Annotated in this window: 16 protein-coding genes and 1 pseudogene; 2 read left to right on the top strand and 15 right to left on the bottom strand. The window is 61.6% G+C overall.

The genetic code is table 11. From position 1 onward, the window contains the following. Positions 1-4: 4 nt before the first annotated feature. The 3 genes from ccoO to AC0NIH_RS29835 form a co-directional block, all read right to left on the bottom strand. Complete coding sequence (gene ccoO / locus AC0NIH_RS29825; RefSeq protein WP_473468880.1) at positions 5-736, bottom strand: cytochrome-c oxidase, cbb3-type subunit II; 732 nt, start codon at positions 734-736, stop codon at positions 5-7. Continuing rightward, positions 727-2355 carry a cytochrome-c oxidase, cbb3-type subunit I gene (gene ccoN / locus AC0NIH_RS29830; protein WP_473468877.1) on the bottom strand — a complete coding sequence of 543 codons (1629 nt, stop codon included), beginning with the start codon at positions 2353-2355 and terminating at the stop codon, positions 727-729. The genes ccoO and ccoN overlap by 10 nt, the downstream gene beginning before the upstream one ends. Positions 2356-2803: 448 nt before the next feature. Next, entirely contained in the window at positions 2804-3553 is a 750-nt protein-coding gene (locus AC0NIH_RS29835; protein ID WP_473468875.1) for a Crp/Fnr family transcriptional regulator, read from the bottom strand. 155 nt (positions 3554-3708) lie between these two features. Between AC0NIH_RS29835 and hemN the strand changes: the two are divergent. Together hemN and AC0NIH_RS29845 are read left to right on the top strand one after the other, a co-directional pair. Continuing rightward, positions 3709-5056 (top strand): annotated as a pseudogene (gene hemN, locus AC0NIH_RS29840) (oxygen-independent coproporphyrinogen III oxidase). 41 nt (positions 5057-5097) lie between these two features. Then, a complete protein-coding gene (locus AC0NIH_RS29845; RefSeq protein WP_473468872.1) occupies positions 5098-5310 on the top strand; it encodes a hypothetical protein in 213 nt (70 codons plus the stop codon). 17 nt (positions 5311-5327) lie between these two features. Here the strand turns inward: AC0NIH_RS29845 and AC0NIH_RS29850 are convergent, their stop codons facing one another. The 12 genes from AC0NIH_RS29850 to AC0NIH_RS29905 all read right to left on the bottom strand — a co-directional run bounded on the left by AC0NIH_RS29850 (position 5328) and on the right by AC0NIH_RS29905 (position 17210). Continuing rightward, positions 5328-5591: a DUF2274 domain-containing protein gene (locus AC0NIH_RS29850; RefSeq protein ID WP_473468870.1), complete on the bottom strand. Its 264-nt coding sequence runs from the start codon at positions 5589-5591 to the stop codon at positions 5328-5330. A gap of 2 nt (positions 5592-5593) precedes the next feature. Beyond that, the gene (locus AC0NIH_RS29855) at positions 5594-6817 is read right to left on the bottom strand and encodes a TraB/TrbI/VirB10 family type IV secretion system protein (RefSeq protein WP_473468868.1); all 1224 of its coding nucleotides are present in this window, start codon (positions 6815-6817) and stop codon (positions 5594-5596) included. A gap of 11 nt (positions 6818-6828) precedes the next feature. After that, positions 6829-7857 carry a P-type conjugative transfer protein TrbG gene (gene trbG, locus AC0NIH_RS29860; protein WP_473468867.1) on the bottom strand — a complete coding sequence of 343 codons (1029 nt, stop codon included), beginning with the start codon at positions 7855-7857 and terminating at the stop codon, positions 6829-6831. Continuing rightward, positions 7847-8578: a conjugal transfer protein TrbF gene (trbF, locus tag AC0NIH_RS29865; RefSeq protein ID WP_473468864.1), complete on the bottom strand. Its 732-nt coding sequence runs from the start codon at positions 8576-8578 to the stop codon at positions 7847-7849. Before trbF ends, trbG begins: the two co-directional genes overlap by 11 nt. Continuing rightward, on the bottom strand, positions 8579-9901 hold the full coding sequence (gene trbL, locus AC0NIH_RS29870; protein ID WP_473468862.1) for a P-type conjugative transfer protein TrbL: 1323 nt from the start codon (positions 9899-9901) through the stop codon (positions 8579-8581). A gap of 28 nt (positions 9902-9929) precedes the next feature. Next, the gene (trbJ, locus tag AC0NIH_RS29875) at positions 9930-10655 is read right to left on the bottom strand and encodes a P-type conjugative transfer protein TrbJ (RefSeq protein WP_473468859.1); all 726 of its coding nucleotides are present in this window, start codon (positions 10653-10655) and stop codon (positions 9930-9932) included. Between the two features lie 2 nt (positions 10656-10657). Continuing rightward, positions 10658-13099 (bottom strand): conjugal transfer protein TrbE, encoded by a 2442-nt coding sequence (trbE, locus tag AC0NIH_RS29880; RefSeq protein ID WP_473468857.1) that lies wholly within the window; start codon positions 13097-13099, stop codon positions 10658-10660. Continuing rightward, on the bottom strand, positions 13093-13365 hold the full coding sequence (locus tag AC0NIH_RS29885; protein ID WP_473468854.1) for a VirB3 family type IV secretion system protein: 273 nt from the start codon (positions 13363-13365) through the stop codon (positions 13093-13095). Before AC0NIH_RS29885 ends, trbE begins: the two co-directional genes overlap by 7 nt. Further along, positions 13365-13673 carry a TrbC/VirB2 family type IV secretion system protein gene (locus AC0NIH_RS29890; protein WP_473468851.1) on the bottom strand — a complete coding sequence of 103 codons (309 nt, stop codon included), beginning with the start codon at positions 13671-13673 and terminating at the stop codon, positions 13365-13367. The genes AC0NIH_RS29885 and AC0NIH_RS29890 overlap by 1 nt, the downstream gene beginning before the upstream one ends. Before the next feature lie 11 nt (positions 13674-13684). Beyond that, entirely contained in the window at positions 13685-14653 is a 969-nt protein-coding gene (gene trbB, locus AC0NIH_RS29895) for a P-type conjugative transfer ATPase TrbB (RefSeq protein WP_473468849.1), read from the bottom strand. Beyond that, entirely contained in the window at positions 14650-15063 is a 414-nt protein-coding gene (locus AC0NIH_RS29900) for a CopG family transcriptional regulator (protein ID WP_473468848.1), read from the bottom strand. The genes trbB and AC0NIH_RS29900 overlap by 4 nt, the downstream gene beginning before the upstream one ends. A 116-nt stretch (positions 15064-15179) precedes the next feature. Further along, complete coding sequence (locus AC0NIH_RS29905; protein ID WP_473468846.1) at positions 15180-17210, bottom strand: conjugal transfer protein TraG; 2031 nt, start codon at positions 17208-17210, stop codon at positions 15180-15182. Between the last annotated feature and the right edge of the window lie 68 nt (positions 17211-17278).

Raw genomic sequence — 17278 nt, forward strand, 5'->3', positions numbered from 1 at the left:
CTCCTCAGCGATAGCCGGCGCCTTCGTCGTAGTTCTTGAAATTGACCAACGTGCCGAGCATCTGCAGATACGCAACGAGCGCATCCATTTCGGTGACCTGTTGCGGGTTGCCGTCGAAGTCGCCGACCTTGGCTTTGGGATAGCGTTTCTCGAGGCCCGAGGTGTCGGCATTCGGGTCGGCCTGCGCCATCAGATCGGCGTTGGCGTTGGCGACCATCTCATCATTGTAGGGAACGCCGACCCGCCTGTTGGCGACCAGATGCGTCGAGAAATCCTTCACGTCAATCGGTGCGTCCTTCAGGAACGCGTAGCTGGGCATGATGGATTCCGGCACAACGGAACGCGGATCGGAGAGATGCGCGACATGCCATGAATTCGAATATCGGTCACCGACCCGGGCCAGATCCGGCCCCGTCCGCTTCGATCCCCATTGGAAGGGGTGATCGTACATCGACTCGGCGGCCAGGCTGTAGTGACCATAGCGCTCGACCTCGTCGCGGAACGGCCTGATCATCTGGCTATGGCAGAGGTAGCAGCCCTCGCGCACATAGATGTTGCGCCCGACGAGCTCGAGCGGCGAGTAGGGACGCATGCCTTCCACCTTCTCGATCGTGTTGTCGAGGTAGAAGAGCGGCGCGATTTCGAGGATGCCGCCGACAGTCACGACAAGAAGGGAGCCCACGAGAAGAAGCGTGGCGTTCTTCTCGATAATGGCATGTTTGTCCATCAAGCCCATTGGTTTGGCTCCCTGGCTGGCTGAAGGACAGGCGCGGCACCCGACATCGGTTTTTCCTCACGCTGGTGGCCGAGAATCGTCATCGCGATGTTCCAAGCCATGATCAGGGCGCCGGAGAGGTACATGGCGCCGCCGATAGCGCGCATCACATAGTAGGGGCGCATGGCAGCGACGGTTTCGGCGAAGGAGTAGACCAGGAAGCCCTGCTCATCGTATTCGCGCCACATCAGGCCCTGCGTGATGCCGGACACCCACATGGCGGCGGCGTAGACGACGATCCCCAGGGTCGCCAGCCAGAAGTGCCAGGTAACCAGCCGCAGCGAATAGAGCCGGTCGCGGTTCCAGAGCTTCGGCACCATGTAGTAGATCGCGCCGAAAGAAATCATGCCGACCCAGCCGAGCGCGCCGGAGTGCACGTGACCGATTGTCCAGTCGGTATAATGCGACAGCGAGTTGACCGCCTTGATAGCCATCACCGGGCCTTCGAAGGTCGACATGCCGTAGAAGGCGACGGCCATCACCATCATGCGGATGATCGGATCGGTGCGCAGCTTGTCCCAGGCGCCGGACAGCGTCATCAGGCCGTTGATCATGCCGCCCCAGGACGGCATCCACAGCATGATCGAGAACACCATGCCGAGCGTCTGCGCCCAGTCGGGCAGAGCGGTGAAATGCAGGTGGTGCGGCCCGGCCCAGATGTACAGGAAGATCAATGCCCAGAAGTGGATGATCGACAGCCGGTAGGAATAGACCGGGCGGTTCGCCTGCTTCGGCACAAAATAGTACATCATGCCGAGGAAGCCGGCGGTGAGGAAGAAGCCGACGGCGTTGTGACCGTACCACCATTGCGTCAGGGCGTCCTGGACACCGGAAAAGGCTGAGTAGCTCTTGGAACCTAGGAGAGAGGCCGGCATCGAAAGGTTGTTGACCACGTGCAGCATCGCGATGGTCACGATGAAGGAGAGGTAAAACCAGTTGGCGACGTAGATATGCGGTTCCTTGCGCTTCAGGATCGTGCCCAGGAACAGGATGAGATAGCAGACCCAGACGATGGTCAGCCAGATGTCCACATACCACTCGGGTTCGGCGTACTCGCGGCTCTCGGTGATACCGAGCAGATAGCCGGTCGCGGCCATGACGATGAAGAGCTGGTAACCCCAGAACACGAACCAGGCGAGATCGCCGCCGAACAGGCGCGCGCGGCAGGTACGTTGCACGACGTACAATGACGTGCACAGCAGCGCGTTGCCGCCGAAGGCGAAGACGACGCCGGACGTATGCAGCGGCCGCAAGCGGCCGAAATTAAACCAAGGTTGAATGTTGAGATCGGAGTAGGCGAGCTGCAGCGCGATGACCACGCCGACCACCATGCCGACAACACCCCAGAACATGGTGGCGATGGCGCCGTAGCGGATTGGACCATCCATGTAAGCGGATGGATCGATCGGAGCGGCCGGCTTGAATTCCGTGTTGCGCAACAAGATCCCGGTAAAGGCAATAAGGGCAAAAGACAGCACCCCCATATGCTGGCGGAAAGGTCCATCAATGCCGAGGCCGGCAGCCACCAGGGCTGCAAAAGCAAAAAAGCCCACCACGACGATCGCTGTGCCGAATTTCATCGCAAATCCTGATCCCGAATCGGGCGGACGCAAATCCGCTCGGCATCAATTGCGCAGCTGCCCTCTGCCCGCCCTGATCCATGTCAGGTGCCAGGTTTGTTCGGCGGAATCGAGTTCGCGCAAATCAGAGCGGACGTTGCGGCGGCGGGTATGTCGAAGCGCGGCCCTCCGCGACGCTGGAAGTAGCGCTGCTAAGGTCGCTTGGAATGGCTCGGAAAAGACGCAGTGACATCGCCGCCACCCTGCGGGTACGAGGACCTCAAGGATCAATGCTTCACCGGCGAGCTTTCCGGAACTCTTGCCGGCTGCCTCGATATCCGACAAGGGTCGCGGATGCTCTTGGGTCTATGCTACCGGGGCGTCTCGAGGCTACAGCAATAGATTGTGTTCGAACGCAGCATGTCCTGCCGCGGATCGGAGTTGGAGGCGCAGAGCCCGCCGCTTGGGCTTATCCAAACTGCCGCGGCCTTCGGCCGCCGCAACGCTGCTCCAGCCGGCCGACGCTCTCCACCCTCACATGGCGTTTGTTCTCGATCCGGATCACGCCTTCAGCTCGCAATCGAGTCAGCTGGCGGCTCACCGTCTCATTCGTCAGGCCAAGGAAATCAGAGATGTCGGCACGAGTCAGTGGGAGATCGAAGGACGCCGAGATAGCGGCCGGATCAACACTGGAATCCATGTTCAGGGCGAGCATGACGAGAAAACTCGCCACCTTTTCCGATGCCGTCTTGCGCCCGAGCGTCACCATCCATTCGCGTGCTGCGTCAAGTTCGTCCAGCGCCTGCTTAAGCAGGCGATGCTCGAGTTCCGGTGATTCCTTCACCATCCGTTCGAGGGCTGCCTTGGGGAACGAACACAGCGTGACAACGGTTGCCGCTTCCGCACTGATCTCGCTTTCGACCTTGAAGGGTCGCCCCAGAAAATCCGGTGCAAACTGGAGCCCTACGATCTGCTGGCGCCCGTCCGAAAGGCTCTTCGTCAGCTTCACCACGCCTGAAAGCACATTCGAATAGCTGTTGACGGCCTCGCAGTCGCCGACCAGTTCGACTCCTGGCTCGATCTTGTGCCGCGATGAACTCCTGGCAAGCGCAGCCAAACGGTCTGGATCGAGTGCGCCGCAAATACCGCGACGCCTTCCCCCGCAAGAGCGGCAAAGAACGGGAATGCCGGAACTGTGAATGTCCTGCCGTAGTGTCATGCGCTCGCTCTACCCTCTTCCAAGCACCGACAGGGTAGCAATCCAGGGTAGGAAAATCCTTGCGGCAGTTTGTCCGAGCTGCACTTGATCGAAATCAGGGTGCTGGCCGGCCAATCAGTCAAGAGTTCCAGCGGTGCAAACATGGTGACCACGACATGCAGTCGAAAGTAGCTGCTCGGATCGCCGAAAACGTCCCTCGCTATACCAGCTATCCCACCGCACCGCATTTCCACGTGGGCGTCGATGCTGCGGCTTATCGTGGCTGGCTGGAGGCGCTCGGCGAGGACGATGAGATATCGTTCTACGTGCACATCCCTTTCTGCGACAAGCTTTGCTGGTTCTGTGCGTGCCACACCAAGCAGACACGCCACTATGAACCGGTCACCAGATATCTGAGATCGCTGCATGCGGAGATCGCCACCGTCTCACGTCTCGCCGGAGGCAAGGGCCGGGTGCGTGCCGTCCATTTCGGTGGCGGCTCACCGACGATGCTCAAACCACAGGACATGGTGGCGCTGGGAGACGTTCTGCGCAACAGCTTCTCATTTCTTCCCGGCGCCAAGATCAGCGTCGAATCGAACCCAACGACATGGACGAAGAGCGCCTTGACGCACTCGCCAAAATCGGCATGACGAGGGCCAGCCTCGGGGTCCAGGATTCGATCCGAAGGTGCAGAAGGCCATCAATCGCGAACAGACCTTCTTGCAGACCAAGACAGTCGTCCACGGCGTTCGGTCACGCGGCGTCGAGTCGGTTAACCTCGACCTGCTCTACGGCTTGCCGGACCAGATCGAGGAGAGCGTCTTGTCCACCGTCAGGCAGGCGCTGACGCTCGAGCCCGACCGGATCGCCCTTTTTGGCTATGCGCACGTGCCTTGGTTCAAGAAACATCAGACCATGATCGACGAGGCGTGGTTGCCAGGCCCGGACGAGCGGTTTGCCCAATCGCAACTGGCAGCTCGCGCCATACTCGACCAAGGATACGAAGCAATCGGGCTCGACCATTTCGCCAAACCGGGTGATGCGCTGGCGCTTGCCGCGCATGCCGGAACGTTGCATCGCAACTTCCAAGGCTATACCGAGGATCGCTGCGAAACCTTGATCGGCCTCGGTCCGTCGTCCATCAGCCAATTCCGGCAAGGCTATGTACAGAACATGCCTTCTACCGCCGAGTATCGGCGCATAGTGGATGGCGGTGGGTTGGCTTCGGTCCGCGGCATTGCTTTTTCCAACGACGACCGCGCTCGCGGCTGGATCATCGAGCGGCTGATGTGCGATTTCGGTTTTTCGGCGATCGACCTGGTTGAGCGCTTTGGCAAAGCCGGCCAGAAGCTCCTTCTCCGGTCGAGTACCGTGGCCCTCGACAACCCCGTCCGATTGCTTGAACTCGATGGCGACCGTTTCGTCGTACCGATGGAAAGTCGTCCCTTTGTCAGATGCGTCGCTGCGAAGTTCGACAAATATCTCAAAACGGGAAAGGCCAGGCACTCCGTGGCAGTTTGAGCCAGCGAGTGCGTCGCGGTCCGCGCGAGGGTCCATCATCGGTGACCTATTTGCCATACGACGATGTTGCCCGCGCACACCCTTCTTTGACAGGCACGCAGGCATATCAACGCGCTGCATCCACGCTGCCGCCGGTGATCGTCTTCCCGGTCGACATCGGCCGGCACATGATGGAGAGATGGAACCTTCGCTTGGCACAGCTCGGCCTCATGGATGGACCGGCCGAGCGTGCGGTGCGCCACAATTGCACTTGACTGACTCTCTGCTTCGGTCATTCGGAATCTGAGGCTTTCAAAGACCGCGATTCGTCTGCCGTCGCCAGACCTTCTTTTCTGGCCTTGGCAAACGCTCGGTCGCCGTCCAGAAATCCCGCCAGCATGAACGGGATGAGTTCCGCGACTGTTTCAGACTCGCCGTAGGTCTGACGATAGAGCGCAGCATAGGCCTTGAGTTCTTGGCTCAACTCCGCGCTGACGGTGATGGTAATCTTCAAAGGCGTTCGGTCTGGAAGCTTGCCAAGTTTCAAGTTGACCATAATCACTCCCGTTCAATTTTGTATGGTCGCAGCAAGAGATCCTTGTGCACGATGACGCGCAGTGGCCAGCCTGGTCGGATCGTTATGGTGGGCTGAACGTTGAGATTTTTCTCAGTTATGCGCTGGCCAGCTCGACTGACGTTCTGCTGGGCGGATTCGCGGATCGCCTTGACCAGATCGCTTTCATTGTCTCCAAGGGTCAATTCGGTACCCACGCCAAGCAAGGTCGCAAGCGCAACCCCCTTGATCAGCTGCCAGGTGTGGAAATCCACCTTGTCCTCAAGCCCTGCATATCCGGCGGTGTCTGTCGCCGGCAGATTATCGATTTCGATCGAGGACCCGTCCGGCAGGATTATTCGCTGCCAGACCAGCAATGCGCGCTTTTGCCCAAACGCCACCACGCTGTCATAGGTGCCGATCAGCCGGGAACCTTGTGGAATGAGCAAGATGCTCCCAGTGACTGTGTCTTGCACATTCTCTGTGACCTGCGCGACGACGAGGCCGGGTAGGTCGGAATTGATCCCGGTAATGAGGCTTGCCGCGATTACGCTGCCAGCCATCAGCTGGTAGGGCGAAGCAGATGTCTGCAGCGCATGCGGATTGTAGATTCCGCTTGTGCTCCGCTGACTGACAAAATCCAGCTTGCGCTGTTGGTTGTTCTGATCGCCCTCGGCTGGAGCGACGGAAGCCGACGCGCCTGTCGCTCCCGGTTGCGGAACCGCTTCAGGCCGCTGCTGTACACTCTCCCCGCCGCCGGCGAGATCTGTCGGTCTGGATCGATTGTCGATTCGGAACAACACTTGCGACTCGCGCGCTTCGATCGCCTGCTGGGCAAGGCGTTGATCCTCGGCGGAGACGTCCTGTCCCGGCGCGATGCCGAGTTGGCGCTGCCGCTCGAGGATGGGGCGGCCGAGATCACCGGGTAGCGGCGGTCCGAGCACCGGGGCCTTCGGCTTGACGCCGGAATAGTCCCTGGGCAGGCTGTCGAGCCCCTCGGCGGTGGGCTTGTGGTCAGGATGGTAGAGGTCTTCCGCCAGCTCTTTGAATCGCAATGCCGGTCCCTGAAGCGCAATGATCATGACGCCCAGAATGGCACCACATCCTGCGGCAGAGATCGCGACAATCACACCCCGCCTGAAGCGCACAGCACCGCGGGGTGAGGCGCGCAGCTGCAGCTGGTCGGGATCGAGTTTCGGCGGCGCATGGGAGTGGGACGTATCGGTCATGAGCCTTTCCCTCACCTGCCGAAACCGGCAAAGAGTGGCATCCGACGCGGCAATTGCCGGCCGTCAATCCTTGAGATGCGCACGACCTGCTGCGGCTTGGCGCCGAGGCGCAGTTCGGCCGCGGCGAACAGGCGATCGACGATGTAGTAGTTGCCACGCATGCGGTAGTTGACCAGCTGATTGCCGCCGTCAGTACCGACGATGAAGAGCGGCGGCGCCTCGCCCTGATCGATGCGGGGTGGGAATTCGATATAGACTTTGCTGCCGTCGTCAAAGGCTCGTGTCGGTCTCCAGGGCGGTGTGTCGCCGGCGATTGAATAGCGGAAGCGGATATTTTCGAGCGCAACATTCGATGCGACCGGCGTTGCAGCGTCGGCCTGAACGTTTCGCCGGGAGAGCGCAAGGATCTGGTCTTCGCTGTAAGTCCAAGAGATGGCCGCCATTGCGGTCTTCTCCGTGCTTTGGAGCTGCAAGTGATAGGTGCGTCGATCCGTGGTGATCACCAGATTTGTGGTAAGCTCGGGCGCGAACGGCTTCACCAAAACATGGGTGCGCTGACCGTCACCGGTGCCACTGACGGTGTCGCCTATGACCCAGCGGACCGTGTCCCCGGCGGACACCGCCGTCAGTTTCTCGCCCGGCTGCAGAGCGATATCGGTGACGCGTTCCGGCGCTGCAAAGAGCTGATAAAGCGCCCCATCGGTGAAGGGATAGACCTGGACCGCGTTGACATAGCCATACCTGGTTGGCTGCCGAGTTGCGGCCCTATTGGCATCGGCAACGCGTTCTTCAGGAGAACGCTTGTCTTCGGCGAACTTGACCGGGTCAGGCTGCAACTGGCCGGGAAGCGGTAGCGGCTTTGGCACCTGGACGATTTTAACCGGTTTCTCTGGCGGCTTCTCGATCGACGCTGCTTTGAAGTCGGCAGCGTCATAGGCAATCTCGGGCGGCGGCACCGGCTTGGATGCGCAGGCGGACAGCACCGCTGCTGAGGCCGACAGGATCAGCGCGGCACGGAGCGATGGGGCTTTATTTGTCATTGGCGGGCTCCTTGGGGGAAACGGAGGTCGGCGCGGCACTGTCGAGCTCGCGCGACCAATCGATGGCGTTGATGAAGAGGCCGAGCGGATTCTTGCGCAGTTGGTCTGTATTGTTTGGCGGGCGGATCATGACCGTGAGGATCGCCGTCCAGCGGGTCGTGCTGGCAAGGCTGCCGCGCTCAAAGACCTGCTCGGTCCATTTGACCTGGAACGAGCTGCCGGAAGCCCGCACTACGCTGGTCACCTGGACGGACACGCTTCGCGTTCCGATCTGACCGAAAGGATCGTTCGCCTTGGCATATTCGTTGAGGAAGAGCGCGGCGCGGTCACTGGCAAAGTCATAGGCGGCCAACCAGTTCTGCCGCACCAACACCGGATCGGTGGAAACGGAACGGATATTCTGAATGAAACGGCCAAGATGCCAGGCGATCTGGGCGTCCGTCGGCTCGTAGTCCCGGATTGCCGAGGCTACGGCGCGCGCCTCGCCGAAGCGGTCGACCTCGACGACGTAGGGCACAACCCGGCTCTGCATTGACTGCCAAACGAGCCCGCCGGAGAGCCCGGTTGCCAATGCCAGGCAGCCAAGAGCCATCAGCCGCCAGTTGCGGGCCTGCACCCGCGATGAGCCGATGCGCTCATCCCACAGTTGGCCCGCCTTCTGGTACGGTGTGATGGGCTCGGGTGTCTTGCCGTAGCGTTGAACGGATCGCTTGAAGAGCATCTAGTCGTCCTTGTCGTTGAGAGAGGGATTGGCGCTACCGCCCGGTCTGTCACCATCGCGCACGGCCTGCATGGTGGCGTGGCGGTGGGCTCGCGCAGACTGCTGGAAACGCAGGCGCCTGGCCCAGCTAGGGGCAGCATCGGTGGTCGGACCCGCAGGAGTTTCGGTCATCGAGGCGATGGGAGACCCGCCGGTCGCGGTCCATGCGGCCTGGCGCCCGGCGTCAGCGCTGCGCCCGAAGGTTTCCGCGGCAAATCGTGCCGCTCGCACAGCGGCGCCACTGGCGGCACCTGCCACGCCCTGCATCCCGGCAGCCACACCGGACAGGCCGGAGTCAGGCGAGGTTGCGCGCCCTAGTTGCCAGGCAGAGGAAGCTGCCGAACCGATCGTGGTGCCGGCGCGAATTGCGGCAAGCCCGCCATCAGCTGCCATGCGCACCCCGGCGATCGCAGCGCCTCCGGCAACGAGTGACGCACCGGCGGCGGCGGCGGCCGTACCCAGTGCAGCGCCCGCACCAAGCTGCGGGGCACCCGAGACGAGACCGGACGCTATTCCAGGCCCAAAAATACCTAGTCCAAGCAGCGCCAGCGCGCCCAACACCTGTGACATGGCGGCGGCCAAATCCGGCTCCTTGCCTTGCAGCGCCGAAGCGAACTCGCCGAACAGTGTGGACCCGATGCCGACGACGACGCCAAGCACCATCACTTTGATGCCCGACGAGATCACGTTGCCGAGCACGCGCTCCGCCAGGAACGCCGACCGATTCCAGACTGCGAAGGGCACCAGAACGAAGCCGGCGAGAGTGGTGAGCTTGAACTCCAGGATGGTGATGAAGAGCTGGATGGAAAGAATGAAGAAGGCAATGATGATCAGGAACCAGGCCACGAGCAGCACGAAAATGGTGAGCGCGTTGCCGAAGATTTCGGGAAAGCCAAGAAGCTGGCTCGCTTGATCCAGCAGCGGCCACGCGCCCTCGAACCCTGTGGCGGCAATACGTCCGGGCCGCAGGAGACTGTCGGGCGACAGATTGGCGGCCGAAGCGTTGATGCCCAGCCCTGCGAAGGAGCGGTATATAATGTCGGCGAGATTCTTGAAATTGTTCAGGATGAAAGCGAAGACGCCGACATAGAGCACCTTGCGGATGAAGCGGCCGAGAATGTTGGGCTCGCCGGCGAATGCCCAAGCGAGCCCGGCTAACGTGATGTCGATGCCGATTAGGGTCGTGGTGAGGAAGGCGACATCGCCCGACAGCAGACCAAACCCGCTGTCAATATAGCGGATGAAAGTCTCCATGAATCGATCGATGACCCCGAGGTCGTTCATTGCGCCTTCCTCGTGACAGAAATGGTGATCAGTTGCCGGGATAGGCCGTGCCGGTGCCGAGGAAACGCTTTGTCGTCTGGCGCGCGGCTTCTTCGGACTGCGCCTTGCGAGCCGCATCCTCCGCCTCAGCGCGAAACTGCGTCGCAAGCAGCGTCTGGATCTGCATCTGCTGCTTGGTTGACAGCGCGATCAGTTGGTTGGTGGCCTGGCTTGCCTCAAGCGCACCGCCAGCACCCTGGCTGCGGTTGACGAGATCAGCAAGCAGGTCGCGATCGCCGCGGACGTTCTCGAGGATCTGCGACTGGACACCCATCGTCTGCCGGAACGCCTGCATGGCGCTCTGCCAGCGCTCGCGCGCTGCGCTTGCCACATCGCTGACCTTGATCGTGGCGTCGTAGCTTTCGGGATATTGATTGCGCCACTGGTCCTGCAGCTTGTCCAGATCAAAACTCAGGCCACTCGCCTGGTCCATGAGCCCGTCGATCCGCTGCAGAGAACCGGTGAGCTGGCCCACCGAAGAAAAATCCAACCTCTGAAGGTTGCGCGCCATGTTCTGTAGCATGGTCGCCTGGTTCTGGAGCGACTGTATCTGGTTGTTGATCTGCTCCAGTGAGCGTGCCGCCGTCAGCACATTCTGGGTGTAGTTCGAGGGATCGAAGACAATGAGCGCGTAGGCTTGCTGGACATAGCCGGCCATCGGTTTGGCCATCAGGGAAAGGGTGATCAGGCCGGAAAGGAAACGGAGCCGCATCATGATTACTCCATGTCTGGTTGAGGGAATTGGCGGAGAAGCTCGGCGGCCCAATCGAGCCCGCGGGCATTCAGGAAATGAAAGGCAAAGCCGTCCTGTCCGTGTTCCGACAGGATCCTGTCGATCAGGGTCTGGCTGGCCGGATCGGAGGCGCCGCACAGCGCAAGCGCGATTGGACCCAAGCCCAGCTGAAACAGCCGGTTGCCGCGGCGCGATTGCAGATAATAGTGCCGCTTCGGCGTGGCGCGCGCGACCAGTTCGATCTGCCGCTCGTTCAGGCCAAAACGCTCATAGGCTTCCCGTGCCTGTGGTTCCACGGCACGGTCATTGGGAAGAAAGATGCGCTGTGGGCAGCTCTCGATGATGGCCGGTGCGATTGCAGAGCCAGCGATGTCGGCCAGTGACTGCGTGGCGAAAATGACGGAGACGTTCTTCTTGCGCAGCACCTTCAGCCATTCGCGTATACGCCCCGCAAAGAGCGGATTGTCGAGATAGAGCCAGGCCTCGTCGAGCATGAGCAATGTCGGTCGTCCATCGAACCGCGCCTCGAGGCGATGGAAAAGATAGGTGAGCACCGGCAGCACAGCGCCTTGGCTGTGCATCAGCTCTTCGGTCTCGAAGCACTGCACATCCGACAAGGCCAGCCGATCGTGATCCGCGTCCAGCAACCGGCCGAAGGGTCCGTCGAGCGTGTAGGGCATCAAAGCGGACTTCAGCGCGTTGGACTGAAGCAAGACCGACAGGCCGGTGAGTGTGCGTTCCTGCGCCGGCGCCGTTGCAAGACTGGTGAGTGCCGACCAGATTGCCTCTTTCGCCTCCGGGGTGACGGTGACGTTCTCATGGGCGATCAGCCCGGCGATCCATTCGGCTGCCCAGCTGCGGATCGCCGGATCGTCAATCTTGCGCAGCGGCTGGAAGGCAAGCGCACCGTGCGCGCGCAGCGCGTGATGCTCGCCACCCATGGCAAGAATTGCGGCCCGGGCTGAATTGCCTTTGTCGAAGACATAGACCTGCGCGCCGGCATAGCGTCGGAACTGCAGAGCGAAGAGGGCAACGAGGACCGACTTGCCGGCGCCGGTCGGTCCGACGATCAGCATGTGGCCGACATCGTCGACGTGGGTGGAAAGCCGGAACGGTGTCGACCCGCTGGTTGAGGCGAAGAGAAGCGGCGGGGCCTCTGCCTGTGTAACTTTGGCGAGATGCTCGTTCGCCGCCGGGCCGGCCCACACCGAGGAAAGCGGCATCAAGTGGGCTAGGTTCAATGTGTGAACGAGCGGCTGACGGACATTGGCATAGACATGGCCGGGCAACGAGCCGAGCCAGGCCTCGACCGCATTCACGCCTTCATGGATCGTGGCGAAGCCGAGGCCATTGACGACCCGCTCGACCGCGCGGAGTTTCTCCGCGGCCGCCTGATGGTCCTCGTCCCATACCGTCACCGTCGTCGTCAGATAGCCGAACCCGACATGATCGCCGCCTAACGCCTGGAGTGCGGCGTCGGCATCGAGCGCCTTGTTTTCGGCGTCGGTGTCAACGAGCGGGACTGGTTCGCTGGTCACCACCTCGCGCAGGATGGCCGCGATCGATTTGCGCTTGGCAAACCACTGCCGCCGCAACCGCGTCAGCGTCCTGGTGGCCTCGGTCTTGTCCAGCGGAATGAAGCGCGTCATCCAGCGATAGGGGAAATCCTGATGGTTGAGCGCGTCGAGAATTCCGGGCCGTGTGACATTCGGAAAACCGAGAATGGTGAGCGTGCGCAGATGTTGCTCGCCGAGCATCGGCTCCAATCCGCCCGTAAGCGGCGCATCGACCAGGATGCCGTCGAGATAAAGCGGCGTTTCCGGCATGGCCACTGGATGGCGGCTGGTCGAGATCGTGCCGTGGAGGTAAGTCAGCGTCTCGGCATCATCGAGTGCGCGTATTTCGGGCATTAAGCCCGACAGGAGATCCAGCACGCGGCCGGTTTCGTCCCGGAACCGCGCCAGTTCCTGGCGCCACTCTCTCTCGCCTTGTGAATGATGCGAGTCGACCAGAGCGCTTTGCGCCCGCGCCTGGCTGTCCGGCGGCGGCATGAACGTCAGCGTCAGGTGATAGCGGCTCTCGTAATGCGCAACCTTGCCTTGAAAGGACGCGCGCCGTTCTTCGTCGACCAACCACGACGCAGCGTCGGGGAAGCGCGAGTCTGGATAGCCCAGCGCCTCGATGCGGTCGGCCTCGAAGAACAATGCCCAGCCAGAGCCGAGGCGTCTGAGCGCATTGTTGGCCCGAGCGCAGATGCCGATGAGTTCGGCTTCTGTTGCGCTCTCGAGATCAGGGCCGCGGAACCCAAAGGTGCGCTGGAAACTGCCGTCCTTATTGAGCACGACGCCTGGTGCGACCAGTGCGGCCCAAGGCAGATGATCGGCAAGCCGGTCGGCCTTACCCCGATATTCTGAAAGATTCAGCATGCAAGCCACCCCCTCAGGCGAAGGTGGCGGACGAGCACGCTGGCGAAGTCCGGGTCGCGGCGGGCCGCGTAGACAGCCACCGTATGCCCGCAGATCCACAGCACCAGTCCGGCAATCCACTGCTGCAAGCCAAGCCCGACGGCCGCGGCGACGGTGCCACTGAGGATGGCCACCGCTCGCGGCGCTCCGCCGAGCAGGATTGGTTCGGTCAGTGCACGGTGAACCGGAACCTCAAAGCCCTCGATATGGTGCTCTCCGGCCAACATCAGACGAGTGCCCCGCCGCCAAAGGAGAAGAAGGAGAGGAAGAAGCTCGATGCGGCAAAGGCGATCGACAGGCCGAAGACGATCTGGATGAGCCGACGGAACCCACCTGCCGTGTCGCCAAAGGCGAGTGTCAGGCCGGTGGTGATGATGATGATGACCGCGATGATCTTGGCGACTGGACCCTGCACCGATTCCAAGATTTGCTGCAGCGGCTGCTCCCAAGGCATGCCGGAGCCGGCGGCGTATGCCGGAAACGTGAGAAGAAAAGCGAACGCGGTGGCCCAGAGAAAGCGAAGCTTCTTGCGCATGAAGTGACCTTTCAGAGTTGCTGGAGTTGCGGAAGCGTGAGCTGGGTGACGGCGTAGTCGCCACTGCCGTCGAGGCCAGTGACCTCGGCGATCGCCTCGATGCGGCGCGAGGATCCGCGGCCGGCGATGAAGACGATCAGATCGATCGCCTCGGCGATGAGCCGGCGGGGAACGGTGACCACGGCTTCCTGTGCGAGCTGCTCGATGCGGTAGAGGGCAGACCGCGCCGAGTTGGCGTGAACCGTGGCGATGCCGCCTGGGTGACCGGTGTTCCATGCCTTCAGCATGTCGAGTGCTTCCGCGCCTCTGATCTCGCCGACGATGATGCGATCGGGGCGGAGGCGCAGTGTCGAACGCACCAGATCAGCGAGCGTGACAGAACCCCGCCTGGTCCTCAGCGCAACGCAGTCTTTTGCTGCGCATTGAAGTTCGCGCGTATCCTCGATCAGGATCACCCGCTCGTCGCAGTCGGCGACCACGGCCAGCAGCGCGTTGGCAAGGGTTGTCTTGCCCGAGGACGTGCCGCCTGCGATCAGGATGTTGCGCCGTTCGCGGACGGCTCCCTTCAACGCATTGGCCTGCAGCGGCAGCATGACGCGGTCGGCGACATAATCGGCCAGGGTGTAGAGTTTTGCGGCAGGCTTACGAATAGCAAAGCATGGCGCCAACACCACGGGTGGCAGCAGGCCTTCGAATCGCTCGCCCGACGGCAGTTCGGCGCTGACGATCGGCTTATCCGCATGCGCTTCGGCGCGCACATGGGAAGCGACGAGGCGGACGATTCGCTTCGCCTCGGTAGGATGGATGTGCACGCCTGTGTCGACCAGGCCTTCTCCGAGCCGATCGAGCCGCAGTGCTCCGTCGGGATTGACCATCACCTCGATGACCAATGGATCGGAGAGCGCTTTGGTGATCGCCGGACCCATGGCGGTGCGCAGCATCGCGCTGCGGCGGTGGTCTGCTTCAGGATGAGAGTTCACCCTTCCCCTCCCACGTTATTGTCTTTGCCAAGCGATCGCTTTCCGGACGCGATCTGCCGACCCACCTGCTCGACAAATTTGTCGAAGCGCTCCTGGCCAATGGCCTGCGTTACCCTGTCCGGAACCGGCGTGTGGGCGTGAAGCGTGATCGAAAAGCGAATGAAGAGCGCCAGGCTCTCCAGCATCATCTCGACGTCGCGCCTGACATAAGCGAGGTCGCGAGAAAGACGGTCGAGCCGTACTCCGTAGCGTTTGTCGAGCTCGTTCTCGGCACGCCGCTCCATGAAGGCTTGTACGGCCTTCGCGACAATCGCCGATTTGGTGGTCGAAGGGTCACGACTGAGTTTGTTCAGCTTCTCGCTCAGCTCAAACTCAAGCAGAAACTGGTGGCGAATGCGGCGGGGCTTCATGTGGCTTGTTCCAGCTGCCATGCCGGCGCGCCGGCGACGGCAACAAGCATCCCCCAGATGCCCACGAAAGCTTATCGCCGTTATCTACGCCGAAGTACGCCGTCAGGAAGCGGCGTTCAGAAACCGGGCACGATGTCTTTATCGTCGCCCCTTCCCTCGTTGATGCCGTAGGCGCGGGCAGCCGTCGAAATGCGATCCATGACGCGCTTGTCGGCGACCGGCTCGCTATCATCGTCAACAGACTTGAAGAGCTCGCCTTGGTCAGCTTCTTGAGAAAGCACGACTTGATCTTCCGGCAGAGCTGGATGTCGCTGCTGCTGGACGCCGCCCTCGTCCCCGATCGCCCCGTCGGCAATCTCGTCGCCTGCAGCTAGACGGCTGTCAACGCCGCGCACCAGACCAGTCCAATCGTCCGGGCGCGAAGCGGGACAGTCGGCGTAAGAGCCGTCCCGCAGCACCGGGGAAGGTAGCACGCGTTCCGTGAAATTCCGATCCTGGTAGTAACGCAGCTTCTGCGCGCGCAATGGCGGCAGCCCTGAAATCAGCACCAGCTCGTCGGCCTGGGGCAGCTGCATCACCTCGCCAGGAGTCAGCAGCGGTCGGGCCGTTTCCTGACGGCTGACCATGACGTGCGACAGCCAAGGGGCCAGGCGATGGCCGGCATAGTTGCGCATGGATCTCAGTTCCGTTGCCGTGCCAAGCGCGTCCGAGATGCGCTTGGCCGTGCGTTCGTCATTGGAGGAAAAGGCAATGCGCACATGGCAGTTGTCGAGAATGGCGCTGTTCTCGCCGTAGGCCTTGGATATCTGGTTCAAGGATTGCGCGATCAGGTAAGCGCGAATGCCGTAGCCGGCCATGAAGGCGAGCGCGGTCTCGAAGAAATCTAACCGACCGAGCGCCGGGAATTCGTCGAGCATCATCAGGAGCCGATGTTTGCGACCCTTCTTAGGGTCGCCCTCAAGACGCTCCGTCAGGCGTCTGCCGATCTGGTTCAGGATCAGTCGCACCAAGGGCTTGGTGCGCGAGATGTCCGATGGCGGCACCACCAGATAGAGCGACATCGGTCGCTCGGCATCCATAAGATCGATCAGGCGCCAGTCGCAGGCCGATGTTGCCGCCGCAACCGTCGGGTCGCGATAGAGCCCGAGAAACGACATGGCGGTCGATAAAACACCCGAACGTTCGTTTTCCGATTTGTTCAGCACCTCGCGTGCCGCCGAGGCCACGACCGGATGGACCTCAGGCTTGTCGGGGGTGCCCAGGTGGTTGGTGGTCATCATCCGCTGCAGCGTCGCGGAAAAGGAACGTTGCGGGTCCGACAGGAAAGTGGCGACACCGGCAAGCGTCTTTTCCTCTTCGGCATAGAGCACGTGCAAAACGGCGCCGACGAGGAGGGAATGACTTGTCTTCTCCCAGTGGTTCCGGCGATCCAGCGCACCTTCCGGATCTACCAGAATGTCGGCGATGTTCTGAACGTCGCGGACCTCTTGCGGACCCCTTCGCACCTCAAGCAGCGGGTTATAACGCGCCGACCTCGGATCTGTCGGATTGAAAAGAAGACAAAAGGAGAATTTCGACCGCCAGCCCGAGGTCAACTGCCAATTCTCGCCTTTTATATCATGAATGACAGCCGATCCCGTCCAGGACAGAAGCGTTGGAACAACCAGTCCGACGCCCTTGCCCGATCGTGTTGGGGCAAAGGCCATGACGTGCTCGGGCCCGTCATGTCGCAGATAGCGATCCTCCAGCTTGCCGAGGAAAACGCCGGCCGGGCGAAACAGGCCTGCCGTCTCGATTTCCTGAATCGTTGCCCACCTTGACGAGCCATAGGTCGTCACCGATCCGAGCTGTCGCGCGCGCCAGAGCGAGCCCGCGATGGCTGCGGCACAGCCCACGAACCCACTGGCGCCGGCGAGCGCACCGGCCTTATCGAAGACCTCGGGCGCATAGGCGTCGAAATGGTACCACCATTCGAACAGGTTCCACGGTTTGTAGATCGGCCAGCCAGCCACGACAAACCACGGCGTGCCGAGTGGCGGCTGATAGCCTAGCATGTGGGCGCACCACTGCGTGGCCGTCCACACTCCGAGCATGACGATCGCGAATACGACGGCGATCTGCCCAATCAGCAACTTCGTGGGCGTCATTGGCTTGCTCCGCTGTTCTAAACATCGGGCAAGCATCGCGCGGCGCGATGTGAACTGAAATGCACACT

The organism is Mesorhizobium sp. WSM1386, assembly GCF_055901595.1.

Excerpts from the sequence above, each read along its gene's own strand:
- AC0NIH_RS29905 (WP_473468846.1), bottom strand. The coding sequence starts at position 17,210 with ATGACGCCCACGAAGTTGCTGATTGGGCAGATCGCCGTCGTATTCGCG.
- trbL (WP_473468862.1), bottom strand. The coding sequence starts at position 9,901 with ATGAACGACCTCGGGGTCATCGATCGATTCATGGAGACTTTCATCCGC.
- trbG (WP_473468867.1), bottom strand. The coding sequence starts at position 7,857 with ATGACAAATAAAGCCCCATCGCTCCGTGCCGCGCTGATCCTGTCGGCC.
- AC0NIH_RS29885 (WP_473468854.1), bottom strand. The coding sequence starts at position 13,365 with ATGTTGGCCGGAGAGCACCATATCGAGGGCTTTGAGGTTCCGGTTCAC.
- AC0NIH_RS29900 (WP_473468848.1), bottom strand. The coding sequence starts at position 15,063 with ATGAAGCCCCGCCGCATTCGCCACCAGTTTCTGCTTGAGTTTGAGCTG.
- trbF (WP_473468864.1), bottom strand. The coding sequence starts at position 8,578 with ATGCTCTTCAAGCGATCCGTTCAACGCTACGGCAAGACACCCGAGCCC.
- trbJ (WP_473468859.1), bottom strand. The coding sequence starts at position 10,655 with ATGATGCGGCTCCGTTTCCTTTCCGGCCTGATCACCCTTTCCCTGATG.
- ccoO (WP_473468880.1), bottom strand. The coding sequence starts at position 736 with ATGGGCTTGATGGACAAACATGCCATTATCGAGAAGAACGCCACGCTT.
- trbE (WP_473468857.1), bottom strand. The coding sequence starts at position 13,099 with ATGCTGAATCTTTCAGAATATCGGGGTAAGGCCGACCGGCTTGCCGAT.
- AC0NIH_RS29850 (WP_473468870.1), bottom strand. The coding sequence starts at position 5,591 with ATGGTCAACTTGAAACTTGGCAAGCTTCCAGACCGAACGCCTTTGAAG.
- AC0NIH_RS29835 (WP_473468875.1), bottom strand. The coding sequence starts at position 3,553 with ATGACACTACGGCAGGACATTCACAGTTCCGGCATTCCCGTTCTTTGC.
- AC0NIH_RS29890 (WP_473468851.1), bottom strand. The coding sequence starts at position 13,673 with ATGCGCAAGAAGCTTCGCTTTCTCTGGGCCACCGCGTTCGCTTTTCTT.
- AC0NIH_RS29855 (WP_473468868.1), bottom strand. The coding sequence starts at position 6,817 with ATGACCGATACGTCCCACTCCCATGCGCCGCCGAAACTCGATCCCGAC.
- ccoN (WP_473468877.1), bottom strand. The coding sequence starts at position 2,355 with ATGAAATTCGGCACAGCGATCGTCGTGGTGGGCTTTTTTGCTTTTGCA.